24 protein-coding genes are annotated in these 23158 nt (G+C 34.3%); 15 read left to right on the top strand and 9 right to left on the bottom strand.

Annotation, left to right across the window (positions count from 1 at the left end; genetic code table 11):
* Nucleotides 1–123: 123 nt before the first annotated feature.
* On the top strand, nt 124–2109 hold the full coding sequence (hutU, locus tag OA86_RS13180) for a urocanate hydratase (RefSeq protein WP_039354188.1): 1986 nt from the start codon (nt 124–126) through the stop codon (nt 2107–2109).
* A 62-nt stretch (nt 2110–2171) separates the two neighbouring features.
* On the opposite strand, the gene OA86_RS13175 is transcribed toward hutU, so the two are convergent.
* Entirely contained in the window at nt 2172–3245 is a 1074-nt protein-coding gene (locus tag OA86_RS13175; RefSeq protein ID WP_039354185.1) for a type I restriction endonuclease, read from the bottom strand.
* 418 nt (nt 3246–3663) lie between these two features.
* Here OA86_RS13175 and OA86_RS13170 point away from each other — a divergent pair, with 418 nt between their 5' ends.
* The 4 genes from OA86_RS13170 (at nt 3664) to OA86_RS13155 (ending at nt 5989) form a co-directional block, all read left to right on the top strand.
* Entirely contained in the window at nt 3664–4386 is a 723-nt protein-coding gene (locus OA86_RS13170; protein WP_052257527.1) for a DUF6261 family protein, read from the top strand.
* Between the two features lie 221 nt (nt 4387–4607).
* The gene (locus OA86_RS13165) at nt 4608–5285 is read left to right on the top strand and encodes a peptidoglycan DD-metalloendopeptidase family protein (protein ID WP_039354182.1); all 678 of its coding nucleotides are present in this window, start codon (nt 4608–4610) and stop codon (nt 5283–5285) included.
* A 79-nt stretch (nt 5286–5364) separates the two neighbouring features.
* The gene (locus OA86_RS13160; protein ID WP_052257526.1) at nt 5365–5712 is read left to right on the top strand and encodes a hypothetical protein; all 348 of its coding nucleotides are present in this window, start codon (nt 5365–5367) and stop codon (nt 5710–5712) included.
* Nucleotides 5690–5989, top strand: a complete 300-nt coding sequence (locus OA86_RS13155) for a type II toxin-antitoxin system RelE/ParE family toxin (protein WP_039354180.1) — start codon at nt 5690–5692, stop codon at nt 5987–5989. The genes OA86_RS13160 and OA86_RS13155 overlap by 23 nt, the downstream gene beginning before the upstream one ends.
* 80 nt (nt 5990–6069) lie before the next feature.
* On the opposite strand, the gene tpx is transcribed toward OA86_RS13155, so the two are convergent.
* Entirely contained in the window at nt 6070–6642 is a 573-nt protein-coding gene (gene tpx, locus OA86_RS13150; protein ID WP_082017337.1) for a thiol peroxidase, read from the bottom strand.
* Between the two features lie 467 nt (nt 6643–7109).
* Between tpx and OA86_RS13145 the strand changes: the two genes are divergently transcribed.
* Entirely contained in the window at nt 7110–7487 is a 378-nt protein-coding gene (locus OA86_RS13145) for a GreA/GreB family elongation factor (RefSeq protein WP_039354176.1), read from the top strand.
* Nucleotides 7488–7556: 69 nt separating this feature from the next.
* Here OA86_RS13145 and OA86_RS13140 read toward each other — a convergent pair whose 3' ends face one another.
* Both OA86_RS13140 and pncA read right to left on the bottom strand, forming a co-directional pair.
* Nucleotides 7557–9101: a S41 family peptidase gene (locus OA86_RS13140; RefSeq protein WP_039354255.1), complete on the bottom strand. Its 1545-nt coding sequence runs from the start codon at nt 9099–9101 to the stop codon at nt 7557–7559.
* 95 nt (nt 9102–9196) lie between these two features.
* Nucleotides 9197–9802: a bifunctional nicotinamidase/pyrazinamidase gene (gene pncA / locus OA86_RS13135; RefSeq protein ID WP_039354174.1), complete on the bottom strand. Its 606-nt coding sequence runs from the start codon at nt 9800–9802 to the stop codon at nt 9197–9199.
* Between the two features lie 143 nt (nt 9803–9945).
* On the opposite strand from pncA, the gene OA86_RS13130 reads away from it, so the two are divergent.
* From OA86_RS13130 to OA86_RS13120, 3 genes are all read left to right on the top strand, one after another.
* Nucleotides 9946–10482, top strand: coding sequence for a YfiT family bacillithiol transferase (locus OA86_RS13130; protein ID WP_039354172.1), 537 nt, complete (start codon nt 9946–9948; stop codon nt 10480–10482).
* A gap of 115 nt (nt 10483–10597) precedes the next feature.
* Nucleotides 10598–10972, top strand: a complete 375-nt coding sequence (ytxJ, locus tag OA86_RS13125) for a bacillithiol system redox-active protein YtxJ (protein ID WP_039354169.1) — start codon at nt 10598–10600, stop codon at nt 10970–10972.
* Nucleotides 10973–10983: 11 nt separating this feature from the next.
* Complete coding sequence (locus OA86_RS13120) at nt 10984–11571, top strand: Crp/Fnr family transcriptional regulator (protein ID WP_039354167.1); 588 nt, start codon at nt 10984–10986, stop codon at nt 11569–11571.
* Nucleotides 11572–11617: 46 nt separating this feature from the next.
* Here OA86_RS13120 and OA86_RS13115 read toward each other — a convergent pair whose 3' ends face one another.
* Together OA86_RS13115 and OA86_RS13105 are read right to left on the bottom strand one after the other, a co-directional pair.
* A complete protein-coding gene (locus OA86_RS13115) occupies nt 11618–12484 on the bottom strand; it encodes a sigma-70 family RNA polymerase sigma factor (protein ID WP_039354162.1) in 867 nt (288 codons plus the stop codon).
* A 312-nt stretch (nt 12485–12796) separates the two neighbouring features.
* Nucleotides 12797–14260 carry a T9SS type A sorting domain-containing protein gene (locus tag OA86_RS13105; RefSeq protein ID WP_039354158.1) on the bottom strand — a complete coding sequence of 488 codons (1464 nt, stop codon included), beginning with the start codon at nt 14258–14260 and terminating at the stop codon, nt 12797–12799.
* Nucleotides 14261–14364: 104 nt separating this feature from the next.
* Here OA86_RS13105 and OA86_RS13100 point away from each other — a divergent pair, with 104 nt between their 5' ends.
* Nucleotides 14365–15228 (top strand): aldo/keto reductase, encoded by an 864-nt coding sequence (locus OA86_RS13100; protein WP_039354156.1) that lies wholly within the window; start codon nt 14365–14367, stop codon nt 15226–15228.
* Between the two features lie 138 nt (nt 15229–15366).
* Entirely contained in the window at nt 15367–15747 is a 381-nt protein-coding gene (gene rbp / locus OA86_RS13095) for an RNA-binding regulator (protein ID WP_230379899.1), read from the top strand.
* Between the two features lie 47 nt (nt 15748–15794).
* Here rbp and OA86_RS13090 read toward each other — a convergent pair whose 3' ends face one another.
* The 3 genes from OA86_RS13090 to OA86_RS13080 all read right to left on the bottom strand — a co-directional run bounded on the left by OA86_RS13090 (nt 15795) and on the right by OA86_RS13080 (nt 18733).
* Complete coding sequence (locus OA86_RS13090; RefSeq protein ID WP_052257523.1) at nt 15795–17585, bottom strand: DUF4153 domain-containing protein; 1791 nt, start codon at nt 17583–17585, stop codon at nt 15795–15797.
* A gap of 61 nt (nt 17586–17646) precedes the next feature.
* Nucleotides 17647–18126, bottom strand: a complete 480-nt coding sequence (locus OA86_RS13085; RefSeq protein WP_039354248.1) for a BlaI/MecI/CopY family transcriptional regulator — start codon at nt 18124–18126, stop codon at nt 17647–17649.
* Nucleotides 18127–18130: 4 nt separating this feature from the next.
* Nucleotides 18131–18733, bottom strand: coding sequence for a phosphatase PAP2 family protein (locus OA86_RS13080; protein WP_039354154.1), 603 nt, complete (start codon nt 18731–18733; stop codon nt 18131–18133).
* A gap of 165 nt (nt 18734–18898) precedes the next feature.
* On the opposite strand from OA86_RS13080, the gene pdhA reads away from it, so the two are divergent.
* From pdhA to OA86_RS13060, 4 genes are all read left to right on the top strand, one after another.
* Entirely contained in the window at nt 18899–19903 is a 1005-nt protein-coding gene (pdhA, locus tag OA86_RS13075; RefSeq protein ID WP_039354151.1) for a pyruvate dehydrogenase (acetyl-transferring) E1 component subunit alpha, read from the top strand.
* 73 nt (nt 19904–19976) lie between these two features.
* Nucleotides 19977–21662: a dihydrolipoamide acetyltransferase family protein gene (locus OA86_RS13070; RefSeq protein WP_039354148.1), complete on the top strand. Its 1686-nt coding sequence runs from the start codon at nt 19977–19979 to the stop codon at nt 21660–21662.
* Between the two features lie 244 nt (nt 21663–21906).
* The gene (locus OA86_RS13065; RefSeq protein WP_039354245.1) at nt 21907–22575 is read left to right on the top strand and encodes an ABC transporter ATP-binding protein; all 669 of its coding nucleotides are present in this window, start codon (nt 21907–21909) and stop codon (nt 22573–22575) included.
* 17 nt (nt 22576–22592) lie between these two features.
* Nucleotides 22593–23150: a murein L,D-transpeptidase catalytic domain-containing protein gene (locus OA86_RS13060; RefSeq protein ID WP_039354146.1), complete on the top strand. Its 558-nt coding sequence runs from the start codon at nt 22593–22595 to the stop codon at nt 23148–23150.
* Nucleotides 23151–23158 lie beyond the last annotated feature (8 nt).

Genomic DNA, 23158 nt, shown 5'->3' with positions numbered 1-23158 from the left:
CTTCTAACATAAATTAATTCCCTGCATCTGTGGGGAATTTTTTTGTGGATTATTGTATTATAATATTGAATTTGAATATCTTTAATGCATTCAATTTAATTAAAGTTTTAAAAATTATTTTCAATGACTTTTCAAGAACAAATTCAACAAGGAATTCCATCTGAACTTCCAAATATAAAACCTTACGAATCTAATATTAATCACGCCCCAAAAAGAAAGGATATTCTTTCGGCGGAAGAAAAAAAACTTGCTTTAAAAAATGCTTTGCGCTATTTTGAACCGAAACGCCACTCAGAATTATTACCAGAATTTAAAGATGAATTAGAAAAATACGGCAGAATTTACATGTATCGTTTCCGTCCGGAATATGAGATGAAAGCTCGCCCGATTTCTGAATATCCCGGAAAATCTGAGCAAGCAAAATCGATCATGTTGATGATTCAGAATAATTTAGATTACGCAGTTGCGCAACATCCGCATGAACTCATTACTTATGGTGGAAATGGAGCGGTTTTTCAAAACTGGGCACAATATTTATTGACGATGAAATATTTGTCGGAAATGACTGATGAACAAACTTTAACCATGTATTCCGGTCATCCAATGGGATTATTTCCAAGTCATAAAGAAGCACCGAGAGTTGTAGTCACGAATGGAATGGTGATTCCAAATTATTCTAAACCCGACGATTGGGAGAAATTTAATGCGTTGGGTGTTTCTCAATACGGACAAATGACCGCGGGAAGTTATATGTACATTGGTCCGCAAGGAATTGTGCACGGAACAACGATCACGGTTTTGAATGCTTTCAGGAAAATCAACAAAGATCCAAAAGGTGGATTATTTTTGACTTCCGGATTAGGCGGAATGTCGGGAGCACAGCCAAAAGCTGGAAATATTGCAGGTTGCATCACAGTTATTGCAGAAGTCAATCCAAAAATTGCAAAAATTCGGCACGATCAGAAATGGGTGAATGAGATCCACGAAAATTTAGATGAACTGGTTGTGAGAGTTCGTAAAGCTCAGGAAAATAAAGAAACCGTTTCTTTGGCATACTTAGGAAACATCGTTGACATTTGGGAAAAATTTGATCAGGAAAATCTGAAAATTGACATTGGTTCCGACCAAACTTCGCTTCATAATCCTTGGTCCGGAGGATATTATCCGGTGGGTCAAAGTTTTGAGGAATCTAATAAAATGATGGCTGAAGATCCAGAATTATTTAAAGAAAAAGTTCAGGAATCGTTGCGAAGACATGCTTCCGCCATAAATAAACATACCGAAAAAGGAACTTATTTTTTCGATTACGGCAATGCATTTTTATTGGAAGCAAGTAGAGCCGGTGCAGATGTAATGTCAGAAAATCCAACTTTGGGACGCGAATTTAAATATCCAAGTTATGTGCAGGATATTATGGGACCGATGTGTTTCGATTATGGTTTCGGCCCGTTTCGGTGGGTTTGTGCAAGTGGAAAACCCGAAGATTTACTGAAAACAGATGAGATTGCGTGCGAAGTTTTAGAGGAAATGATCAAAAAATCTCCGCCAGAAATTCAGCAACAAATGCAGGATAATATAACCTGGATCAAAGGTGCGCAGAAAAATAATCTGGTCGTTGGTTCTCAAGCGAGAATTCTCTATGCAGATTCTGAGGGCAGAATGAAAATTGCAGAAGCCTTCAACAAAGCAATCAAAAATGGAGAAATTGGCGCAATTGTTTTAGGTCGTGATCACCACGATGTTTCCGGAACAGATTCTCCTTATCGTGAAACTTCTAATATTTATGACGGTTCGAGATTCACGGCTGATATGGCGATTCAGAATGTGATCGGCGACAGTTTTCGGGGTGCGACTTGGGTTTCTATTCATAATGGAGGTGGAGTTGGATGGGGCGAAGTGATCAACGGTGGTTTTGGAATGTTGCTTGATGGAAGTGATGATGCGGATCGCCGGTTAAAATCAATGCTTTTCTGGGATGTGAACAATGGAATTTCCCGCCGAAGTTGGGCAAGAAATGAAGGTGCAGTTTTCGCCATTAAAAGAGCCATGGAAATGGAGCCGAATTTAAAAGTGACGTTGCCGAATTTTGTGGATGAGGGTTTGTTTTAAAATTTTTTAGAGATGAAAAAAACCTGCTGTGAGGCAGGTTTTATCTTTAATATGAATTAGAATTATTCGTAGTTTTTAACAGTAGCTAATAATTCTTCCTTGAAATTATAAATTTCTTCAAGTGATAAAATAAGTTTTTTCTCACCATTATCCTTACCATTATTAAAAACCTCTAAATACTTATTTGAAGAATTAAAATGCAAACGGCAAATTGGTTTTCGATTATTATCATCAAGCAAAATCCCAAAATAAGACTGTGTATCTCTAAATGCAATTCTAGAAGCAGGCAAAATTTCTCTTAAAATTGCCTTTACTATTTGTGATCCTTCTATTTCCTCTTCACTTGTGATAAATTTTGGTACATCAACGGTTTCACTTACTGCTGGAATCTGATCGTTGGTTTTTGAAGGAACAGTTTCATTAATACTTAGCGCATTTTTTAATCTAAAACTGATCGATTCATTAATAGAGTTTGAAATAGCTTTTCTTGTATATTCTTTAAACGCAACTAATCTTGTTGCTGTTAAAGGTTTATCAAAAAATCGATTTACAAGAAGTTTTACCATCTCATCTGAAGGATCTTGAATCTCTTTCTCGAATTCATTTCTGATCGCTTTAATATATTTTAAACCTTCTGCTGAATCTAAAATTTCTTCCAAGTTGTAACCAGTTTTGGAGAATTTCTCTAATATTTTTAAACTTGCATCTTTTAAATTAGAAAGATCTAAAGTAAAAAATGGTTTTTCATCCATTATATTAGGTTTTTCTAAATCAGAATAAAAATTATAGATGTGACCATTTGTTAGAACTCCAAATCTTGCCTTGGAAACATGATAATATCTGTGCAGTTGCGAATTATGTGCATCGACATTTTCTTTCCAATGTTTGCATTCTATAATTAAAATTGGTTCTCCATCAATTTTTATAACGTAGTCAATCTTTTCTCCTTTTTTTGTTCCGATATCACATATAAACTCTGGGATAACTTCTGTCGGATTAAATATATCATAACCCAAAATTTGTATAAAAGGCATTACGAAAGCATTTTTAGTTGCTTCTTCCGTATTAATTTGATCTTTCAACACATCGACTCTTTGATGTAATTGTTGTAATTTTAATTTTAAATCTGCTTCCATGAATTATTTTTTGTTTTTAATGACACTTAAATTTTTATTTAAAATAATGATTGAGTTATTAAATCTACATATTTTTTTTAAGTTAAGTGATATTTCATTTGAAACACTATCTACAGTTATTCACCAAATTTATAAACAAGATCGCCATAAAATTTATATTTTCCCGTAATCTAAAAATTAGATTCATTTAAACCACCTCAATTTCTCTTCACCCAACAACTCCGAAAGTCTCCCACAACTTTCGCGGAACTTCCGCCATTCTTCCTTTGTTTAAAACACCCCTAATTTTTTCTTCCGCAATTCTCCCGAAGACTCCTGTAACTTGTCGGGAATTTTCGGCGGACTTCTTTGGGGTGAAACTGGGATGTTTGTAACTAAAGAAGTTTTTATATCTTTATATTAATAAAAAACAAATACCATGAAAATTACACTTACTAAACTCAGTACCAAAGATTTGGCAACTTTAGCACAAAGAATTATTGCGAACAATCTCTCCGGGAAATATCCGGTGATCGACAATCATCCGCTCACACAGACTTTGCAGACCTCTTACGCGGAATATGATTTGGTTTATACGAAGCAAATCTACAGCGGAAAAGGAAAAAATGTTGCCACCGCAGATCATGAAAGAGATGTTGCTTATGCTAATTTGAAAGCTTTTTTGAACGGTTATCGGTCACTTTCTTCGGCGCCAAATTATGAAGCAGCCGGAGATTTGTATGGCGTTTTTCAAAAATACGGGTTGGATCTTGACCGCCTAACTTATTCTTCTCAAACGGCGCAAATGAAAAAACTGATCGAAGATTTGGAAAATCCAGACCAGCTGCAGAAAATTACCCTTCTTTCCTTGAATGCTGCTTTTGAAGATATGAAAACAAAACATGCAGCTTTTGAAGCGATTTTTGAGGAACAGGCAGAAGCGAATGCAGACTTGAGACAGATGAGCAGTGCGTCGTCGATTCGAAAAGATCTGGAGAAAAATCTGAAATCTTACCTCAATCTTTTGACGGCGATGAAGGATGTTTCGGGGTGGGAATTGCTCTACAGCGATACGAATGAAATGGCAAAAGCAGCGAAAAATTCGGATCACAAAGTGAATCCAAAGGCGACAATCAAGAATTCAGGACCAGAAACTGTTTAGGAAAAACCTTGTCAAGGTTTCAACCCTTGACAAGGTTAAATACTAATAACTTAAAAAATTCTCACGGCATTAGCAGATTAAGCAGATTATCTTTTATTGATTCTGCTTGATCTTCGAAGAAAATAGTATTTAAAAATTTAGACAAATTCTCAGCAATTGGCTGAGTTTTTTTTGATAGAAGTTGATAACAATTATTTTTGAAATTTAAAAAGACAAAACGAATGAAGACCTTAGAAGATATTTTTCAAAATCTGAACGGAACAAAAGTAATTGATTCAACGATTGATTACAAAAATTACGTCGCATTCGATCTTTCGGCAGAACATACCGATCAACTGGATTTGGATTTAACGGATGCGAAAATGTTCGAAGAATTTGTAGAAAATCACCTTTCGAAAAACAACGCGAAAGTCGCTTTTGGTGGTTATTTGGAACACCGAAATCTTTATAAAAGAAGTACAAATTTTAATGATCAAAATACAGAAGAACGGAATATTCATATTGGTTTAGATTTGTGGATCAAAGCGGGAACTTCTGTTTTAAGCGTATTGGAAGGGAAAATTCACAGTTTCCAAAACAATACTTTGCTAGGAGATTATGGACCGACAATTATTCTCGAACACGAAATTGAAGGTTTTACTTTTTACACTTTATATGGACATTTAAGTTTGGAAAGTCTGGAAAATAAAAGGGTAGGACAGTTGGTGAAAAAAGGGGAGAAAATTGCGGAACTCGGGAAACCGCCCATTAATGGAGATTACGCACCGCATCTTCATTTTCAAATTATTAAAAATATTCAGAATAAAAATGGCGACTATCCCGGAGTTTGCAGTTTGAAAGAAGTCGATTTTTATAAAGAAAATTGTCCTGATCCAAATTTGTTATTAAAGATTAAGTAAAATTAACTTCTAAAATCCTTTTTGATATCGAAAATTTATTATATTCGTCTCATTAATTGATACTAAAAACAATGATACTATGACAGCAGAAATAGAAAAATACATCGAGATTTCAAATAACATCGATGAGATTTTGAAAAACTCTCCTTTCAAAATGTCCTATATCATTGAGAAATCTGGAATAAAAAAGCCTACATTCTTTAAAAAATTAAAAGAAAAAAGATTTACTCCCGAAGAACTTCTTCTAATTTCTAAAATCGTAGAAACTAAAGTTTGGCGAAATGAAACGAAAGAAGAAATTTTGGAATCATTGAAACGTTCGGAAGAGGATTTCAAAAATGGTAGAGTGCACGATTTCTATGAAGTGATGGAAGCTACAAAGAAACGTATTCAAAAATATAAAGATGAGAGTTCAATTCACCGATGAATCACTCGAAGATTTATATGAAATAGAAAATTATCTATTAGAAAAGTGGAGTATAACTGTGTTTGATAATTTCATAGATCGTTTTTATAGCATTGTGGAAATAATTTTAGAAGGTAATGTCATTTTTCAAAAATATGAAGATACTGATTATCACAAAATTCTACTAACTAAAAATAACACACTCATTTACCTTGTTGAGAATGATGTTTTAAAAATTATTAGAATTCTCCAAAACTTTCAAAATCCTGAGCATAATTACAAAGATATCTTAGATTAAAATAAATTAGTCAGACAAAGATTGTGAATATAAAGAAAACCTGCACGAAGCAGGTTTTTATATTTCAGAAAAATGTATTCTTACATTTTCACCGCCTTAATCGCTGCCTCATAATTTGGTTCATGCGAAATATCAGAAACCTGTTCTTCATAAACAATTTTTCCGGAAGGATCAATCACGACAACCGCTCTGCTCAATAGACCTTTCATCGCAGAATCTGTGATTTCTACGCCATAAGTTTTCCCGAAATCTGAACGGTAATCCGAAAGCATTACCACATTTTTAATTCCTTCTGCGCCACAAAATCTTTTCTGCGCAAATGGTAGATCTTTAGAAATACAAAGCACAACTGTATTCGGAATGTTTGCTGCATCTTCATTGAAATGCCGTACTGAAGCGGAACAAACTCCTGTATCTACACTCGGAAAAATGTTGAGGATCAAATATTTTCCTTTGTAAGAATCCAGATTTTGATCTTTCATATCAACACCCGTTAAAGTAAATTTCGGCGCTTGCTTATTTACTGCAGGTAATTTTGAATAGGTATGAATAGTTTTTCCGCCCATCAAAACCGTATTTGCAGTTTTAGAATTTTGAGCAAATAGAAATGCAGAGAAAAATAATAACGCACTGAAAACTAATTTTGAAAACATATTTTTAATTTTAAACAAAATTATTCTTTTTGAGTTAGAATAAAGTTTTAAATATTCTAAATAAGAAAAATCTATTGGTTATCATTTCGTACAATTTTCTGGATAAAATCGCTAAAAATCTCCGACTTTGCTTTTGTCATATATAAGGCGTAAGTTTGCCTTTCAACAATAAAAAATGACAACAATTTCATTAATTTCAAAGCAAAAATTCCCACTGGGACTTTCTTTGTTGTTGTCTTATCTTCACGATGATATTTTTCTAAAAAATTCTAAAGAGTTTATCTAATATCCCTGTCACGACTTAGGACAGGGCGTTTTACACCGTATATTAAATAATCATCATTACCGATTTCTTTTTCGATCCAGCTTTTTGCATAAAATAAATTCCAGTTTTTTTGGATTGCGTTTTAATGCCTAAGTCTGTATAAAAGTTTTTTCAAAAAAGAATGTTTCAAATAAAAAATAGCATGTCAAATAGTATCGTTTTAACAACTGGAGTTTATGATCTAATCAAAGATCATTTAAGAAGAAAACAAACAACCGCGCAAGAAGAAGAAATTCTTTTGGCACAATTAAAAGGAGCGAAACAAGTGCTGAGAAAAGAACTTCCAACCGATGTTGTAACCGTTAACAGCTTAGTGAGACTCAAAGATTTCTCTAATAATCAGGAGAAAAATTATCAGTTCGTTCCTGCTGCTTTAGAAAAAGTGAAGCGAGGCAAATATTCTATCTTATCAGATATCGCTTTGTCGATCGTTGGAAATAAAGTGGGTGATATTATCGAATGGCCTTTCAAAGATGGCGAGAAAAAAATTGAAATTCTAAGTGTACAGCACCAAAATTAATTTTTTAGTTTCCTTAAAAAACCGAAAAAAACTCTCAAATTGAGAGTTTTTTTTGTGCAAAATCTGAGATTATTTTTGAAGTTGATCACTTTTAATATCCTCCATGATCCATTCTAACTGAAGGTCTTTTTTCTGCAAAATTTGTGAAGTTGAAAGCAAAATTTCTTTATCAGGTGTTACTCCTTTTTTTGTATTTGTAAATTTGATGTTGGGTTGAATCAACATTAAACCAATCGGTAAGTATAATTTTGAGTTTGGTAATTTCTCTGTTGAATATCTTCCGGCAACGGTTCCGTCATTTGCGCCACCTGTTTCTTCACCAACTAAAAAGGCACGTTGATCATCTTTTAATTTTGAAGGTAAAATAGAGGCAGCCGAAAAACTGCTTCCGTTGATCAGAATGTAAATTTTTCCTTTGAAATTATTTTCTTTAGGTTTTTTCAGACCGAATATGCCATTGTTTCGTAGGTAGAATTGATCTCCGATTTTCTTTGTGGAAAATGCCGTTCCCGCCAAGTAAAGTGGATAACCAATAATTGCAACCGGTTTAAAAACGAAAGGAATATCAGATAAATAATCTGCCTGAAACATAGCTGAACGCGATGTTACTTTGATGTCATTAATGAATTTAAAATCTTCGGAAACAAGATAGGAGTAGAGATTATTAATTTCAGAAAGTGAACCGCCCAGATTGTCGCGGATATCTAAGATCAAGTATTTTGCCTTCGAATTTTTCAAAACTGCAAAACTTTCTTTGTAGAATTTCTTCGAATAAGTTCCCGAAAATGTTTTGATTTTCATGTAAGCAACCGTGCTGTCTTTGGTCGGAAACTGCAGATCACGATTGAAACTTTTCGTTATAATATTGTAATCCTTTGTTTTTCCACTTTCACTTTTGGTGAGCTTTTTATTTTCTGTTTTTATTTCCTTCTCTTCTATTTTGGTGATTTTTTCCCGGTGTAAATAGAAACTTTTAATTTCATTCTGAAATTTAGTTTCGACTTTCACGCTGTCTAAAATCCCATGATCTATCGTAAAATAAGCAGGCCATCTTAAAGCTAAAATGTATTTTTGAAAAGTTTCATTATACCCATCACTATTGATGAAAGGGCTGTATTGATCGAGTAAATCTTTTACCGGAATATCTTTTATTTTAAGAATTTCCGTTCCAACATTCATGTCTGGAATTTTGTCTGCATTGTCTTTTACGAAAATTCGGTCGCCATCTAAAACAAAATTATAGCGGCTCAACAAACCTTTTTGTTTTTTCAGATTTTTAATTTCCTGTTTTGTTAATTTTTTGCTGGGAAGCCTCAAACTTAAATGACCTTCGCGAACCTGAGCAATGATAGGTGCTAATTTCTGAAAAAATTCATTCGGTTTTAACGGCCTATTGATCGTCGCTTTCAAACTGTCGAACTTAAAATCTAACTTTTCTTTAGAAATATACCAGTACAGATTTGGATGTAAGTTTTGAAGTTTTATATTCGTAAAATCGACATCCATTTTTAATTTTTCTGGTGCGATTGGAATTTCAAGCTTTTCGTTGAATTTTTTAACGGAAATACAAGAAGTAAGAAGGAAAATGAATAAAAGACGGAAAGTATTTTTCAAGACAAAATTTTTATAAAAATAGAAAAATTTTTCCTTTAAATACAAAAAAAACTCTACAGAAAACTGCAGAGTTAAAAAAAATGACCTCAAAGATTTTACCCTAAAATGGTCACCGTATTTTGTAACATTTCGTAGATCGCATTCTTTCCACTATCTGGATTTGTATTCACAGCGCGGGTTCCATTAAAATGCAAACAGGTTACATAACCCAGTTTTGCCGCGTCTAAACACGTATATTTTACACAAAAATCCATGGCTAAACCTACAATTTCTACCAGTTGAATATCGTGATATTTCAAATAATCATCTAAACCGGTTTTCACAAGATGATTATTATCCTGAAAACCGCTGTAACTGTCGAACGCTGCATTTGTACCTTTTTGGACGATATGATCTACTTTTTCACGGTTTAGATCTTTATGAAATTCTGCGCCAGGAGTTCCCTGTACACAATGATCTGGCCACATAAATTGTGGGATCTCATTCAGAATTATTGTGTCGCCGACGTTTTTTCCGTTGTTGGAGGCGAAACTTTTATGATCTGCCGGATGCCAGTCTTGGGTCAGAATAATTTTATCGTATTCATTTTCTTCCATCAAAAGATTGATGTACGGAATTATTTCACTTGCGTTTGGAACCGCGAGAGAACCACCTTCAAAAAAATCATTTTGAACATCGGTTATAATTAAGGCTTTTTTCATATCTTGATACTTGAGATTTTATAATAACTTTAAGAAATTCACGAAATAAAACTTTGATTTAATATCGTAAATTTACAAAAGAGAAAAGGCAAAATTTTAGCCAAAAGGATTATTCAGACAAATCGACAAAAATTAATAACATCATGGACAATTTAGAGCATAAAAAATATCCGATCGGGAAATTTCAACTGACTGAAAAAATTTCTGATCTCGATCTGGATCATTATATAAAAACCTTGAAAGATTTTCCTTCAAAATTGAAACATCTGGTAGAAAACTGGAGCGACGATCAGTTGGATACGCAATATAGAGAAGGTGGCTGGAAAGTTCGGCAGTTGATCAACCATCTTTCCGATAGTCACATGAATAGTTTTATTCGGTTTAAACTGGCTTTAACGGAAGATAATCCTACGATCAAACCTTACGACGAAGCAAAATGGGCGGAACTGCAGGATAGTTTCAATATTGAGATCAAACCGGCACTTCAAATTTTAAAAGGTTTGCACAAAAGATGGGTTTATGAAATTAAATGCCTCACCAATAGAGAGTTGAAGAGCACTTTTCATCATCCTGAACAAAATAGAAATATTACACTTAGAGAAAGTATTGGTTTTTATTCCTGGCATTGCGATCATCATTTTGCACACATCGAAAACCTGAGAAAAGAAAAAGGTTGGTAAGAGTTTCTCAGATAAAATAGAAAATATTTGTCATCAGAAAGTTGTAATTTTGGACGAATGGATTTACGTAAAACTGATCCGCATTGAAATTAATCATCATTAAATAGAATAGAATATGAGTTTTTTAAATAAATTATTTGGCAGTTCAGAAGAAGAAAAATCTTCAGAAACTTTTTGGAAAAATATTGCTTCCGAAGAAGATCTCGATAAAGCAGTAGAAGAGTCTGCCACTAAGAAAGTGGCGATATTTAAACATTCCACGAGCTGTTTTATCAGCAAAACTGTTTTGAAAAATTTTGAAAGAGAAGTTGCGAATTCTGATAAAGACGTTTCCTATTATTTTCTGGATTTGCTGGCACACCGAAATATCTCCAATAAAATCGCCGATCAATTTGACGTCACTCATCAAAGTCCACAACTAATTATTCTGGAAAATGGAAAAGCTATAAAAAATGCTTCTCACCAAAGCATTTCTGTTTCAATAATTTAATTTCTTTTCAAATGGATATCGAAGATTATTTGTCAGAAACTTTAGAAATTCCAAAGGATGCTGTTTCGTATTGCAGTAATTTTTATCACTCCAAAAAAGTAGATAAAAATAAATTTTTGCTACAGGAAGGCGAGGTTTGTCATGAAACCTATTTTGTAGAAAAAGGTTTGTTGAGAATGTATTCAATTGATAAAAACGGCAAGGAACACATCATACAATTTGCACCGGAAAAATGGTTGATGTCTGATCGAAGTTCTCTTTTCTTCAACGAAAAATCTCATTATTATATCGAAGCAGTTGAAGATACAGAAGTGATTTTGATGAAAAAAGATTTCTTCAGCCAGCTCATTGAAATTTATCCGCATACCGCAGAAAAAAATGATTTATTATTGCAGAAGCACATTCGAAATTTACAGAATCGCGTGAATTCGCTCTTAGCAGATACAGCAGAAGAACGCTATATGAATTTCATCAAGATGTATCCCGATATTTTATTGCGAGTTCCACAATGGATGGTTGCATCTTATTTGGGAATTACGCCGGAAAGTTTGAGCAGGGTTCGAAAAGAACTGGCGCGGAAGAATTTTGAAATTTCATAAAAAAAGGAACTCGATTTGAGTTCCTTTTTTATATTTCTGATAATTATTATTTACCTAAATAAGATTTCAAGATCTTACTTCTTGTATTATGTTTCAATCTTTTGATCGCTTTTTCTTTGATCTGACGAACTCTTTCTCTTGTTAGATCAAAAGTTTCACCGATTTCTTCTAAAGTCATTGGATGTTTTCCGTTCAAACCGAAATACAAACGAACCAAATCAGCCTCACGCGGAGTCAGAGTTTGCAATGCTCTTTCGATCTCAATCTGAAGAGATTCCAACATCAAATCCTTATCCGGACTTGGAGATTCACCTGAACGCAAAACGTCGTATAAATTCGAATCTTCACCTTCAACCAATGGCGCATCCATCGACAAGTGTCTTCCGGAGTTTTTCATTGATTCCTTAATGTCATCTTCACTCATATCCAAAACTTCCGCTAACTCTTCTGGGGACGGAGGTCTTTCGTTTTCCTGCTCCAAATGTGCGTAAGCTTTGTTAATTTTATTGATCGATCCAATTTTATTTAATGGCAATCTTACAATTCTCGACTGTTCTGCCAAAGCCTGTAGAATCGACTGACGAATCCACCAAACGGCGTAGGAGATAAATTTAAAACCCCTTGTTTCATCATATCTTTTCGCAGCTTTCATCAAACCAAGATTTCCTTCGTTAATTAAATCGGGCAAAGAAAGACCTTGATTCTGGTATTGTTTAGATACAGAAACCACGAAACGCAAGTTGGCTTTAATCAATTTTTCCAGGGCAACACGGTCTCCAGCACGAATTTTTTGCGCCAAGTCAACTTCTTCGTCGGCGGTAATCAAATCTACTTTTCCGATTTCCTGTAAATACTTGTCCAGCGATGCGGTTTCCCTGTTGGTAACCTGCTTTGTAATTTTTAATTGTCTCATGTAGTAAAACAATCCACTTTAGGACTGCATTATATTATACGATAAGAATTATCAAAAGGTTACAAAAGTTCAGTAATATTTGTAGAATATTTATTTTAGTGAAAATTTGATGCTTGCTATATCGTGTTTTTTCTTTGTTTTTGGCGAACAATTCCGTCTTCCGTTCCCGCTTTTTTGTTCCACTGCGTTTCACAAAAAGAGCTCCACTCAAGCCGGGTCGCGGTTTATGCATCTTATAGAAAGATCATTTTTCAAAAAAAACTCATTCTGCAGTGGCACAGAATGAGTTCAAATTAATTAGAGGACTTTCAATTATTTAATAATTAATTTAGTAGATTCTTTTTTACTTTGCGATTCATACCTCAAAAAGTAAACGCCAGATTTTGCTTTTACAGAAATTGTGTTATTTCCTTTATTAACGGTTCCCGAATAAATTAATTTTCCAGAAGCATCAGAAATATTTATATTGCCAGAATTTTCTGCGACAAAAGTAAAAGTTCCTTTGCTCGGATTCGGATAAATTTTATTTTGAATAGTTGATGAATTATTAGTAGCCAAAGGAGCAGCACACAAGTAAGGTTTAAAATTGACCAATCCCAAAGCAGGGTCATCAACTTTGTGCGAAATTACAGCTTCTACCATCGCATCATCTGAAAGTTCGCCTTCTCTCCAGCAATTATTGGTTGCACTTAAAGCATTTGGCGTATTGTTGAAAAGGGCGAAAAGATTTCCACCGTTTCCATTATCTTTAAAAATATTTTGACCAACACTTCCCAAAGTTCCGCCTCCAAAATCAGCGGTCGCTGTTCCGATCATCGTCACTCCCCAAAGATTCCCACGAATCTGATTTTTTTCAATTTTAAATCCTGCACCAACAGTTCCGCTTCCGTTTAAAGAAATTCCACTACCGCCGTTGTTTGGAATATTTTCAGAATTATTATTCGTCAAAATATTGTTAGAAATCGTTCCAGAAGAAGCATTTCCTGCGCATGTAATTCCGTAACGGTTGTCTGTAACCGTATTTCCATCGATCAACACATTGTTTTCTACTCCTAAAAGTGAAGAAACAGAAATGCCACCTACTTTGGTTAGAGTTCTGTCTCCGAGTACAATATTATTTAAAATCTTGGTTGTACCAGTTCCACTTGGTCCCATATTAATTTGTGGGCGATTGGAGTTTAATTTCGTATTTCCGGAAAGATAATTATTTGAAAACTCCAAGACTACAGATTGGTTCGCTCCTGAAGCAACTGCGGGCAGATCATTATCTTTAAAAGTAGAATTTTTAACCACAGGATTTCCGCGGGAGAAGTTGATTGCAGCACCGGTTACCAATCCTGATTTAAAATTTCTTACTGTACAGTTATCCATTAAAAAAGTAGCAGTCAAAACCTGAATTCCACCACCATATTCTAAAATGGTATTTTTAAAAGTTGCCGCCGAACCTTCTTCAAATCTAATTCCTTTAAAAACAGTTGCCGGAGTGGTTGCGGTAATTAGAAAATTAGTTGAAGTTGTATCATAAGTTCCAAAAATCGTAAGTTGTACTGCGCCGTCGATTTTCAGAGTAGTATTTTCATCCATCAAAAGCTTATCGCCTACAGAAATGGTCACATTTGCTGTCATTTGGTAATAAGTGCCGTTATTTACAACCACAGTGGGAGCTGCCGTTGAAAGTGATGCTAAATTATAGGTAATTCCAGTTCCCGGACTTACAAATTGCGAAAACATTAAAACCGAAAATAAGGACAGTAAAAAAATAGAAAGCTTCTTCATAACTGATAAAATTTTTCTCAAAGTTAAAAATATTATGCTGAAAATATAAGTTTCAAATGTTAAAACTTGAGAGGTTATTTTTTAATTTTGAAAAAAATATCATTATGAATTTTTCACCAATCATTATAGGAACCATGCGATGGGGAATTTGGGGCGCTAATCATTCCAAAAAAGAAGTACAAAAATTAATTGAAACTTCTGTGGAACAAAAGCTTTCCACCTTTGATCATGCAGATATTTATGGAAATCACACGACGGAAAAATTATTTGGTGATTCATTTTCGGAAATGAATGTGAAGAGGGAAGAAGTGCAGTTTATTTCTAAATGTGCAATCGAAATGCCCTGCGAAAATAGAAATTTCACCCTTAAATCTTACAATTATTCGAAGGAACATATTTTAAGATCGGTTGACCAAAGTTTAGAAAATTTAAAGACTGATTATCTTGATCTGCTCCTGCTTCATCGTCCATCACCATTAATGAATCCAGATGAAATCGCTGAAACTTTCAATATATTAAGAGAGCAGCATAAAGTCCGTCATTTCGGAGTTTCAAATTTTTCGCCGTCCCAATTTGATTTGATTAATAATGCTTTTCCAATAATCACCAATCAGGTAGAAATATCTTTGAATCAAACTAAAGCTTTTTACGATGGAACGCTGGATCAAATGATGCTCAAAAAACTAAAACCAATGGCTTATTCTGTCATGGGAAATTATTTTTCGGAAGATTCTGCAGAAAATTCAAGAATAAAAAAAATTCTTGGGACTCTTTGCGAAAAATATAATGCAGAAGAAAATCAAATTTTACTGGCCTTTATTTTGAAACATCCAGCCAAAATATTTCCTGTTATCGGGACTTCGCGCGCAGAGAATATTATTAAATTTAAAAATAGTTTAAGCGTTAATTTGGAGCGGGAAGATTGGTTCAAACTTTTAGAAGCGAAAGAAGGAAAAATAGTTGATTAAACTTTAAATAAAATATTGTTATTATTAATTTTATATTGTATCTTGCACCTGTTTTTATATGCGAAGTCAATTGATGTTCATCCATTGTTGAGTTTCATTTATAATTTACAATCAAGTATTAATTTTTTAATTTTTTTTATGATGAACATTTTTGTTTCAAACATTAACTATGCAACTCAAGAACAATCGTTGCAAGATTTATTTTCAGAATTTGGTGACGTATCGTCTGCCAAAATTATTACAGACAGAGAAACTGGGAGATCCAGAGGTTTCGGTTTTGTAGAAATGAGCGACGAAGATGGCAAGAATGCTATCGAAGCTCTAAACGGAAAAGAATTGGATGGTAAAGAACTTAACATTTCTGAAGCTAAACCAAGAGAAGACAAACCAAGAAGAAGTTTTGACAACAACCGAAGCGGAGGCGGAGGTGGTGGTTACGGCGGTGGAAGTCGTGGCGGAAGCGGTGGTGGAAGCGGATACGGAGGTGGAAGCCGAAGTGGAGGTGGATCTAACTGGTAGAAACTTACCTAAATAATTTAAGCGACTTTTTTTAAAGTCGCTTTTTTTTATTTCTTTTTTACTAATAAAATTGGTGGACTGTAATAAATTCCGTTGTTTAACATTTTCACATTATCCATCTTTTCGTTGACCAAATTGGCGAACACTATTTTTAAACGATAATTTCCTAAATCTTTTTCTGCAGTAATTTCAGTGACTTCGATATTTCCTTTTTGACCTTCGTATTTTTTCAAAGTCTGAAGGATAAATGGGGTAAGATTCCATTCTTTATCACTTATTTTGATGGTCAACAATTTCTCTTTGTATTGTTGATTATTGATCTGGAATTTATCGCCGTTTAAAATGAATTTATTTTCTTCTGAATAAGGAACATTGATCATATAATCAAAGTTTTCAATACTTTCAAATTTCGCTAGAGAGACCAATTCCAAACGAATTTCTCCTGTTTTTCTGTTTGTATTTTCAATGTTTGAAAAGCGATTTCTGATATCATTTTCTATCTTGTAAAAATCAGCTTTCTCTATATTTTTAGCAAATATTTTTTGATCATTTGCTTTTAAATATTTGAACAAAAAATCTCCTGCTTTCCTTTCTGCCAAAAATTTAAACTTATCGGATATTTCATCTGCAATAGTATCGGAAACTTTCTTAGCAAAATTGATCTTTCCGTTTTCCAATAGTTTATTTTCAACCAAGATCTTTTGTAATTCAGTTTTTTGACTTCTCTTTGCTACAGAAAATGTATTGAGATAAGGGAAAATCAAAGCAAATAAACCAAAAGCAAATAAACTCATTGGAATAAATTTGATGGTATTTCTTCTTGTAAATACAAAATACAAAACAACTGCAGTGAGCCAAAGTGCTAGTAACAGAACGAAATACCTCGGTTCTGTATAGCCGTATTGTAGAATTCTGGTAAAAATTGCAATGAAAAGTAAGACGATCAAAGGAATCATCGTATAATAAAATATTTTAGAAAATATTTTCACCCAGGATTTTGCAGCCTCTTGCTTTAATGGATGAACCAGCAACAAACCTAAAATCCCTACAATAGAATAAGCTAAAACCAAGTAAGAAACCCATCCGCGCGGAAGTTCCCAATTGATCAAAATTTTTGCGCCATCGAAATAAAGAATAACTACGTAAATAAGAAGGAGAGGAATCAGAATATACTGCGTAAAAAATTTTAGAATTAAAGGATAGTTTCCATCTTTTTCTAAATCTTGCAACCCCTTTTCATTAAAGAGTAGAAAGATAAAACAACTGCCAAAAATTGCAAGAAAATAAAAGGTTTGGAGATAATAATGACTATTAAAATTAAAATCAAAGAGCTTGTCAACTGCCAAAATTGCCAGTTCAACGCCGCCAATTAAAACTCCAGTAAATACTGAAGTTAAGAAGATATTGATGAAAAGGTTTTTATTGTATTGCCAGAAATTGAGTTCTTTTTTTTCTCCAAAAAAGGCTATGAATGAGACGAGTAAATGCGATAAAATGAAAGTGGGAATAAGCAGAAACGCATAGGGTTCTGTAAAATATTTTTCTGTCTCTGGAAGTAAATAGTAAAATAAAATTAAAAAAATAACACCTAATATTTCAAATAAAATACCTTTTCCAATGCGTTGTGAAAGTATTTTTAAACCAAACATTAAAGAAATTCCCAAACAGGAAACTAAACCAAATTTAACGAAAACAAAATCATTATGATTTAGGTTAAAATTTCCTCGCGCAGTCGCCATAAAAGATACCGCAGCTAAAAATGCCATGAGTAAAACCATGGGATATTCGCGAAAAATATCATCTGTCTTACCAAAAATCTCTCTGAATTTTTCTCGCATTCTGCTTAATTTAAATGATTTGATTAACTGTAATACAAATGAAAGTTGATGTAATAATTTTCTATTTATTCTTCTTATCCTTCTTTTTTTTACTTTTCTTTTTTGATTTCTTTTTGGAGGTAATTTCTTCAATAAAATCGCTTATAGATTCGTCTTTTTCTCTGTGGTCCACGATCGGATTGCCAATGGTTTTTATCTCAAAAAACTGGTGGAGATCTGAAAATTGGAGCAAGTTTTCATCCAGCAAAGTTTTCATCAATTCACTCGCAGAATCATCAAAATAACTTTTCAAAAAATTCTTCAGTAGAAACTTTCGGTAGACATCAAACGGAACTGCAACGGTGTATTTGAAAATTCGGCCTTCTTTTTCGGTGGTCAAAAATTCTTTTTCCACTAAAATTTTCATGAAAGTAGAAATTGTATTTTGATGCGGTTTTGGTTCAGGATAATGCTCGATGACATCTTTCATATAAGCAGAATCGAGTTTCCACAAAATACTCATTAAGATTTCTTCGGAAGGTGTAAGATGATTTATTTTCATAAGTTTAAGACTGAATTTGGATATTGGCATAAAGGTAAATAAAAGAAACTAAAATCGCGACCGCTGCTCCTGCAAACACTTCTTTAGTCGTATGCATTTTTAGAATAATTCGGGTAACCCCAACTGTAATTGCAATTCCGAACCAGATCAATCCCATCATCGGATTTACCGCAAAAAACAAAGCCGCTACAAAAATATTGAATGAAGTGTGCATTGAACTTTTAATAAAATAGTTACTGACCTGCATTGCGAAAAGCAAAAGAAGAATAAATAAAATGATCAGGTCTGTATTTTGATTGACCAAATAATCATATAAAAGGTAAGCTAGTAAAATACCAGCGATCACAAAGTAAAGACTTTTCCTTTGTTTACGGTTAGAAACGTCCATATTCGTGTATTTTCCCTTTTTTACATTCCATATGATCCATAAATAAATAGGAACAGCGGTAAAGAGAAATAGGGGTAAAAATAGATAAATAGTTTCTTTGAAAGTATGTAATTGTAAATTGCGATAAATAAAAAATATAAAAAGCGAAGTCAGTGGATTGAAAAAATTAGAGATGATTTTTGAAATGGTAATAATAAACGAATCGCGGGTTTTCATCATAAATAAGATTGTGCTTTCAAAAGTAATATTTTTTATTGGTTAGAAACTCAACTTTGTTTTGATATGCTACCAATAAAGACAAAGATTTTTATTATTTTTGCTGAATATTTCCAACAGACATAAAACCGAACGGTTCTGTGTATCTAAAAAAGCAACAGCTAACTCATGAAAGAATTTTCGAAAGAAGTTTACCTTAAATGGTATGAAGAAATGACAATGTGGAGAAGGTTTGAAGACAAATGCCGATCTCTTTATTTAAAACAGAAAATCAGAGGATTTTTACACTTATATAATGGTCAGGAAGCAATTCCTGCAGGTTTTGCTCATGCCATGGATTTATCCAAAGACAGCATGATCACCGCTTATAGATGCCACGTTCACGCAATGGCAATGGGAGTGGATCCGAAAAGAATTATGGCAGAATTATGCGGTAAAGCTACTGGAACTTCTGGTGGAATGGGTGGTTCTATGCACATTTTCAGCAAAGAAAAAAGATTTTATGGCGGTCACGGAATTGTAGGCGGTCAAATTCCTTTGGGAGCAGGAATCGCTTTTGCTGATAAATATTTTGAAACTGGCGGTGTAAATATTTGTTTCTTCGGAGATGGAGCAGCACGCCAAGGTTCACTTCACGAAACGTTCAACATGGCAATGAACTGGAGATTACCAGTCGTTTTTGTAGTTGAAAATAATGGGTATGCGATGGGGACTTCCGTTGGAAGAACTGCGAATCACGAAGATATTTACAAATTAGGTTTAGGTTATGAAATGCCTTGTCTTCCTGTAGATGCTATGGATCCTGTAAAAGTTGCAGAAGCAGCTTATGAAGCGATCGAAAGAGCAAGAAGAGGAGACGGACCAACATTTATTGAAGCGCGAACTTATCGTTACAGAGGACACTCAATGTCTGATGCAGAAGCTTACCGAACCAAAGATGAAGTTGCAGAACGCAAAAAAGATGATCCGATCGAAATCGTAAAACATAGAATTTTAGAAAATAAATGGGCGACTGAAGAAGAATTAGCTGCTACTGATGAAAAATCCAGAGAATTTGTTGACGAATGTGTAGAATTTATGGAGCAATCTCCATATCCAACGCAGGATAAATTGTACGAATATGTTTACGCCCAGGAAGATTATCCGTTTTTAAATAAATTAGAGAATAACTAAAAATTACCTGCTCAAAAAATCACTGTCTGTTAGAGAGGGATTTAGGGTAAGGAATAATTAAAAAATAAAAATTATGGCAGAAGTAATAACCATGCCCCGACTTTCTGATACGATGACAGACGGAAAAGTGGCGAAATGGCACAAGAAAGTAGGCGACACCGTAAAAGAAGGCGATATCTTAGCCGAAATTGAAACAGACAAAGCCGTTCAGGATTTCGAATCGGAAATCAATGGAACGCTTTTATATATTGGGACTGAAGAAGGTGGATCATCTCCCGTAGATTCAGTTTTAGCCATTATTGGTGCGGAAGGTGAAGATATTTCTGCTTTAAAAGGTGGTAGTTCTGAAGATAAAAAGTCAGATACTGCGGACCAAAAATCAACAGAAGAAAATAAAACGGAGGAAAAAGTTTCTACTGAGCAAACTTCTAAATCTGATGAAAGCAAAGGTTCTGCAGAAATTCCTGCTGGAGTTGAAGTGATTACCATGCCCCGACTTTCAGATACCATGACGGAAGGAAAAGTGGCGAAATGGCACAAAAAAGTTGGTGATGCAGTTAAAGAAGGAGATATCCTGGCTGAAATTGAAACCGATAAAGCTGTTCAGGATTTCGAATCAGAATTTAACGGAACTTTATTATATGTTGGAACAGAGGAAGGTGGAGCAAATCCGGTTGATTCTGTTTTAGCAATCATTGGACCGGAAGGAACTGATGTCTCTGCTGTCGTTTCTGGCGGTGGAAAAAAAGATGCTGCGCCGAAAGCTGCAGTTTCTGAACACAAATCTCCTGAGAAAACAGAAATAACAGAAACTCCGAAATCTGAACAAACTGAAAATACCAAACAAGTTTCTGCAAGCAATTCTGAAAGAGTTGCGATTTCTCCTTTAGCCAAGAAAATGGCAGAAGACAAAGGAATCGATGTTCATTCTTTAAAAGGAACTGGGGAAAACGGACGAATTGTAAGAAAAGATATCGAAGGATTCACGCCAAGTACGAAAGAAGTTGCTGCGAGTGATAACAAGCCAAGTGATACGGTTTCCGCAGCGCCGGCTCAGACAACAATGAATTTCGTTCAGGGACAGGATTCTGAGACCCCAAATTCTCAGGTTAGAAATATTATCGCGAAAAGACTTTCTGAAAGTAAATTTACAGCCCCTCATTATTATCTGATTGTTGAGATCAACATGGATAAAGCGATTGTAGCTCGAAAAGAAATCAATTCCTTACCAGATACCAAAATTTCTTTTAACGATATGATCATTAAAGCGACTGCGATGGCTTTAAGAAAACATCCGCAGGTAAATTCAAGTTGGCAAGCTGATAAAATTATTCACCACGGAAATATCAATGTTGGCGTTGCAGTAGCAATTCCAGACGGTTTGGTTGTTCCTGTGTTGAAAAATGCAGATCAAATGAATTATAACCAGATTTCTGAAAGCGTAAAAGATTTAGCAGGAAGAGCGAAATCGAAAGGTTTGAAAGCCAACGAAATGGAAGGTTCTACATTCTCCATTTCTAATTTAGGAATGTTCGGGATCGAAACCTTTACTTCAATCATCAACCAGCCGAATTCAGCGATTTTATCCGTTGGTGCGATCATCGAAAAACCAATCGTAAAAGACGGACAAATTGTTGTCGGGAATACGATGAAACTTTCTCTTGCATGCGATCATCGCGTTGTTGATGGTGCAACTGGAGCACAATTTTTACAGACTTTAAGAACTTATTTGGAACAGCCGTTAACGTTGCTGCTCTAAATTTTAACAGTACTTTATATGAATCCTTTCAATTAATGTTGGAAGGATTTTTTATTTGGGCGCAACCCTCGCCAAAGCTTCTGCCATTTCTCGGGTCGGTCTGCGTGCAGTCGCTGTTTATAAATTAGGCGACGGCAAAGCCGCCGCCTAATTTATAAACGAGCTCCAACAATGCACTTCGCCCTTGCGCAAAAAGGCATTAAATAAATCGCAGATTACAATCATTTTCACTAATTTTGAAACCATGATAAAAGCAAGTAATATTCATAAATCGTACGGAGATTTAGAAGTTTTGAAAGGCGTAGACATCCATATCAAAGAAGGCGAAGTGATTTCGATTGTCGGTGAATCAGGTGCCGGAAAATCAACACTTCTGCAGATTCTCGGTACTTTGGATACGCCTACAAATCCGAAAAATTTTGACACAGAAATTACTTTAGCAGGACAGTCTTTTATCAATATGAATGACCGCCAACTCTCGAAATTCCGCAATGAAAATATTGGATTTGTCTTTCAGTTTCATCAGCTTTTACCAGAATTCACAGCATTAGAAAATGTTTTGTTACCTACCAGAATTTCGGGTAAGAACGAAAAAGAATCTTTAGAAAAAGCCTATTCCCTTTTTGAAGATCTTAATATTGCACATCGACTTCATCATAAACCGAGCGAAATGTCGGGAGGAGAAGCGCAGAGAGCTGCAGTTGCAAGAGCGCTTATCAATTCTCCGAAAATTATTTTTGCCGATGAACCAACAGGAAATTTAGACTCAAAAAATGCCGACGATCTGCACCAACTATTTTTTGATTTACGATCTAAATACAATCAAACATTTGTGATCGTGACGCACAACATTCATCTTGCAGATACAACCGACCGTAAATTGGTAATGAAAGACGGTCAAATTATTTATTAAAAATATAATATCAGGATTTGAAAAAGATTTTACTTGTAATTAGTTTTTTACTTTTTTGTGGCATCTCAGCACAATCAATTTCCAGTGCAAAAATTTCAGAAGTTAAAAATTTCATCAAAGGAAAAAATTATAATCAAGACCTCGCGATTTTTATAGATTTTAAAATTCCTTCCAGCAAATTCAGATTTTTTATTTATGATTTGAAAAAGGAAAGAATAGTGGAAAAAGCGATTGTTTCGCACGGTTCAGGTTCAGTTATCAAAAATTCCAATTCGTTGCGTTTCAGTAATATTGAAAATTCTTATCAAAGTTCCGTGGGGAAATATGAAATTGGAAATTCCTATCTTGGAACTTTTGGAAAATCTTATCGTTTAAAAGGACTTGACAGAACCAATAGTAATGCTGTGAAACGTGCAATTGTTATGCATTCATTTCCCTGTATTAAAAATGAAGAAAGCTCTGAACCTGCCTGTTTGAGTTTAGGTTGTCCCATGATTTCGAAAGAATTTTTTCGAACAGCAGAAAAATATATTGATAACTCCAAAAAACCTTTAATTCTCTACGCATTTTATTAATTACAAGA

The organism is Kaistella jeonii (genome assembly GCF_000812865.1).
GTDB classification, from domain to species: Bacteria; Bacteroidota; Bacteroidia; order Flavobacteriales; family Weeksellaceae; genus Kaistella; species Kaistella jeonii.
This window is presented reverse-complemented; position numbering and strand designations above follow the sequence as displayed.

Coding starts and splice junctions, on each gene's coding strand:
- hutU (WP_039354188.1), top strand. CDS start 124: ATGACTTTTCAAGAACAAATTCAACAAGGAATTCCATCTGAACTTCCA.
- OA86_RS13175 (WP_039354185.1), bottom strand. CDS start 3,245: ATGGAAGCAGATTTAAAATTAAAATTACAACAATTACATCAAAGAGTC.
- OA86_RS13170 (WP_052257527.1), top strand. CDS start 3,664: ATGAAAATTACACTTACTAAACTCAGTACCAAAGATTTGGCAACTTTA.
- OA86_RS13165 (WP_039354182.1), top strand. CDS start 4,608: ATGAAGACCTTAGAAGATATTTTTCAAAATCTGAACGGAACAAAAGTA.
- OA86_RS13160 (WP_052257526.1), top strand. CDS start 5,365: ATGACAGCAGAAATAGAAAAATACATCGAGATTTCAAATAACATCGAT.
- OA86_RS13155 (WP_039354180.1), top strand. CDS start 5,690: ATGAGAGTTCAATTCACCGATGAATCACTCGAAGATTTATATGAAATA.
- tpx (WP_082017337.1), bottom strand. CDS start 6,642: ATGTTTTCAAAATTAGTTTTCAGTGCGTTATTATTTTTCTCTGCATTT.
- OA86_RS13145 (WP_039354176.1), top strand. CDS start 7,110: ATGTCAAATAGTATCGTTTTAACAACTGGAGTTTATGATCTAATCAAA.
- pncA (WP_039354174.1), bottom strand. CDS start 9,802: ATGAAAAAAGCCTTAATTATAACCGATGTTCAAAATGATTTTTTTGAA.
- OA86_RS13130 (WP_039354172.1), top strand. CDS start 9,946: ATGGACAATTTAGAGCATAAAAAATATCCGATCGGGAAATTTCAACTG.
- ytxJ (WP_039354169.1), top strand. CDS start 10,598: ATGAGTTTTTTAAATAAATTATTTGGCAGTTCAGAAGAAGAAAAATCT.
- OA86_RS13120 (WP_039354167.1), top strand. CDS start 10,984: ATGGATATCGAAGATTATTTGTCAGAAACTTTAGAAATTCCAAAGGAT.
- OA86_RS13115 (WP_039354162.1), bottom strand. CDS start 12,484: ATGAGACAATTAAAAATTACAAAGCAGGTTACCAACAGGGAAACCGCA.
- OA86_RS13105 (WP_039354158.1), bottom strand. CDS start 14,260: ATGAAGAAGCTTTCTATTTTTTTACTGTCCTTATTTTCGGTTTTAATG.
- OA86_RS13100 (WP_039354156.1), top strand. CDS start 14,365: ATGAATTTTTCACCAATCATTATAGGAACCATGCGATGGGGAATTTGG.
- rbp (WP_230379899.1), top strand. CDS start 15,367: ATGATGAACATTTTTGTTTCAAACATTAACTATGCAACTCAAGAACAA.
- OA86_RS13090 (WP_052257523.1), bottom strand. CDS start 17,585: ATGCGAGAAAAATTCAGAGAGATTTTTGGTAAGACAGATGATATTTTT.
- OA86_RS13085 (WP_039354248.1), bottom strand. CDS start 18,126: ATGAAAATAAATCATCTTACACCTTCCGAAGAAATCTTAATGAGTATT.
- OA86_RS13080 (WP_039354154.1), bottom strand. CDS start 18,733: ATGATGAAAACCCGCGATTCGTTTATTATTACCATTTCAAAAATCATC.
- pdhA (WP_039354151.1), top strand. CDS start 18,899: ATGAAAGAATTTTCGAAAGAAGTTTACCTTAAATGGTATGAAGAAATG.
- OA86_RS13070 (WP_039354148.1), top strand. CDS start 19,977: ATGGCAGAAGTAATAACCATGCCCCGACTTTCTGATACGATGACAGAC.
- OA86_RS13065 (WP_039354245.1), top strand. CDS start 21,907: ATGATAAAAGCAAGTAATATTCATAAATCGTACGGAGATTTAGAAGTT.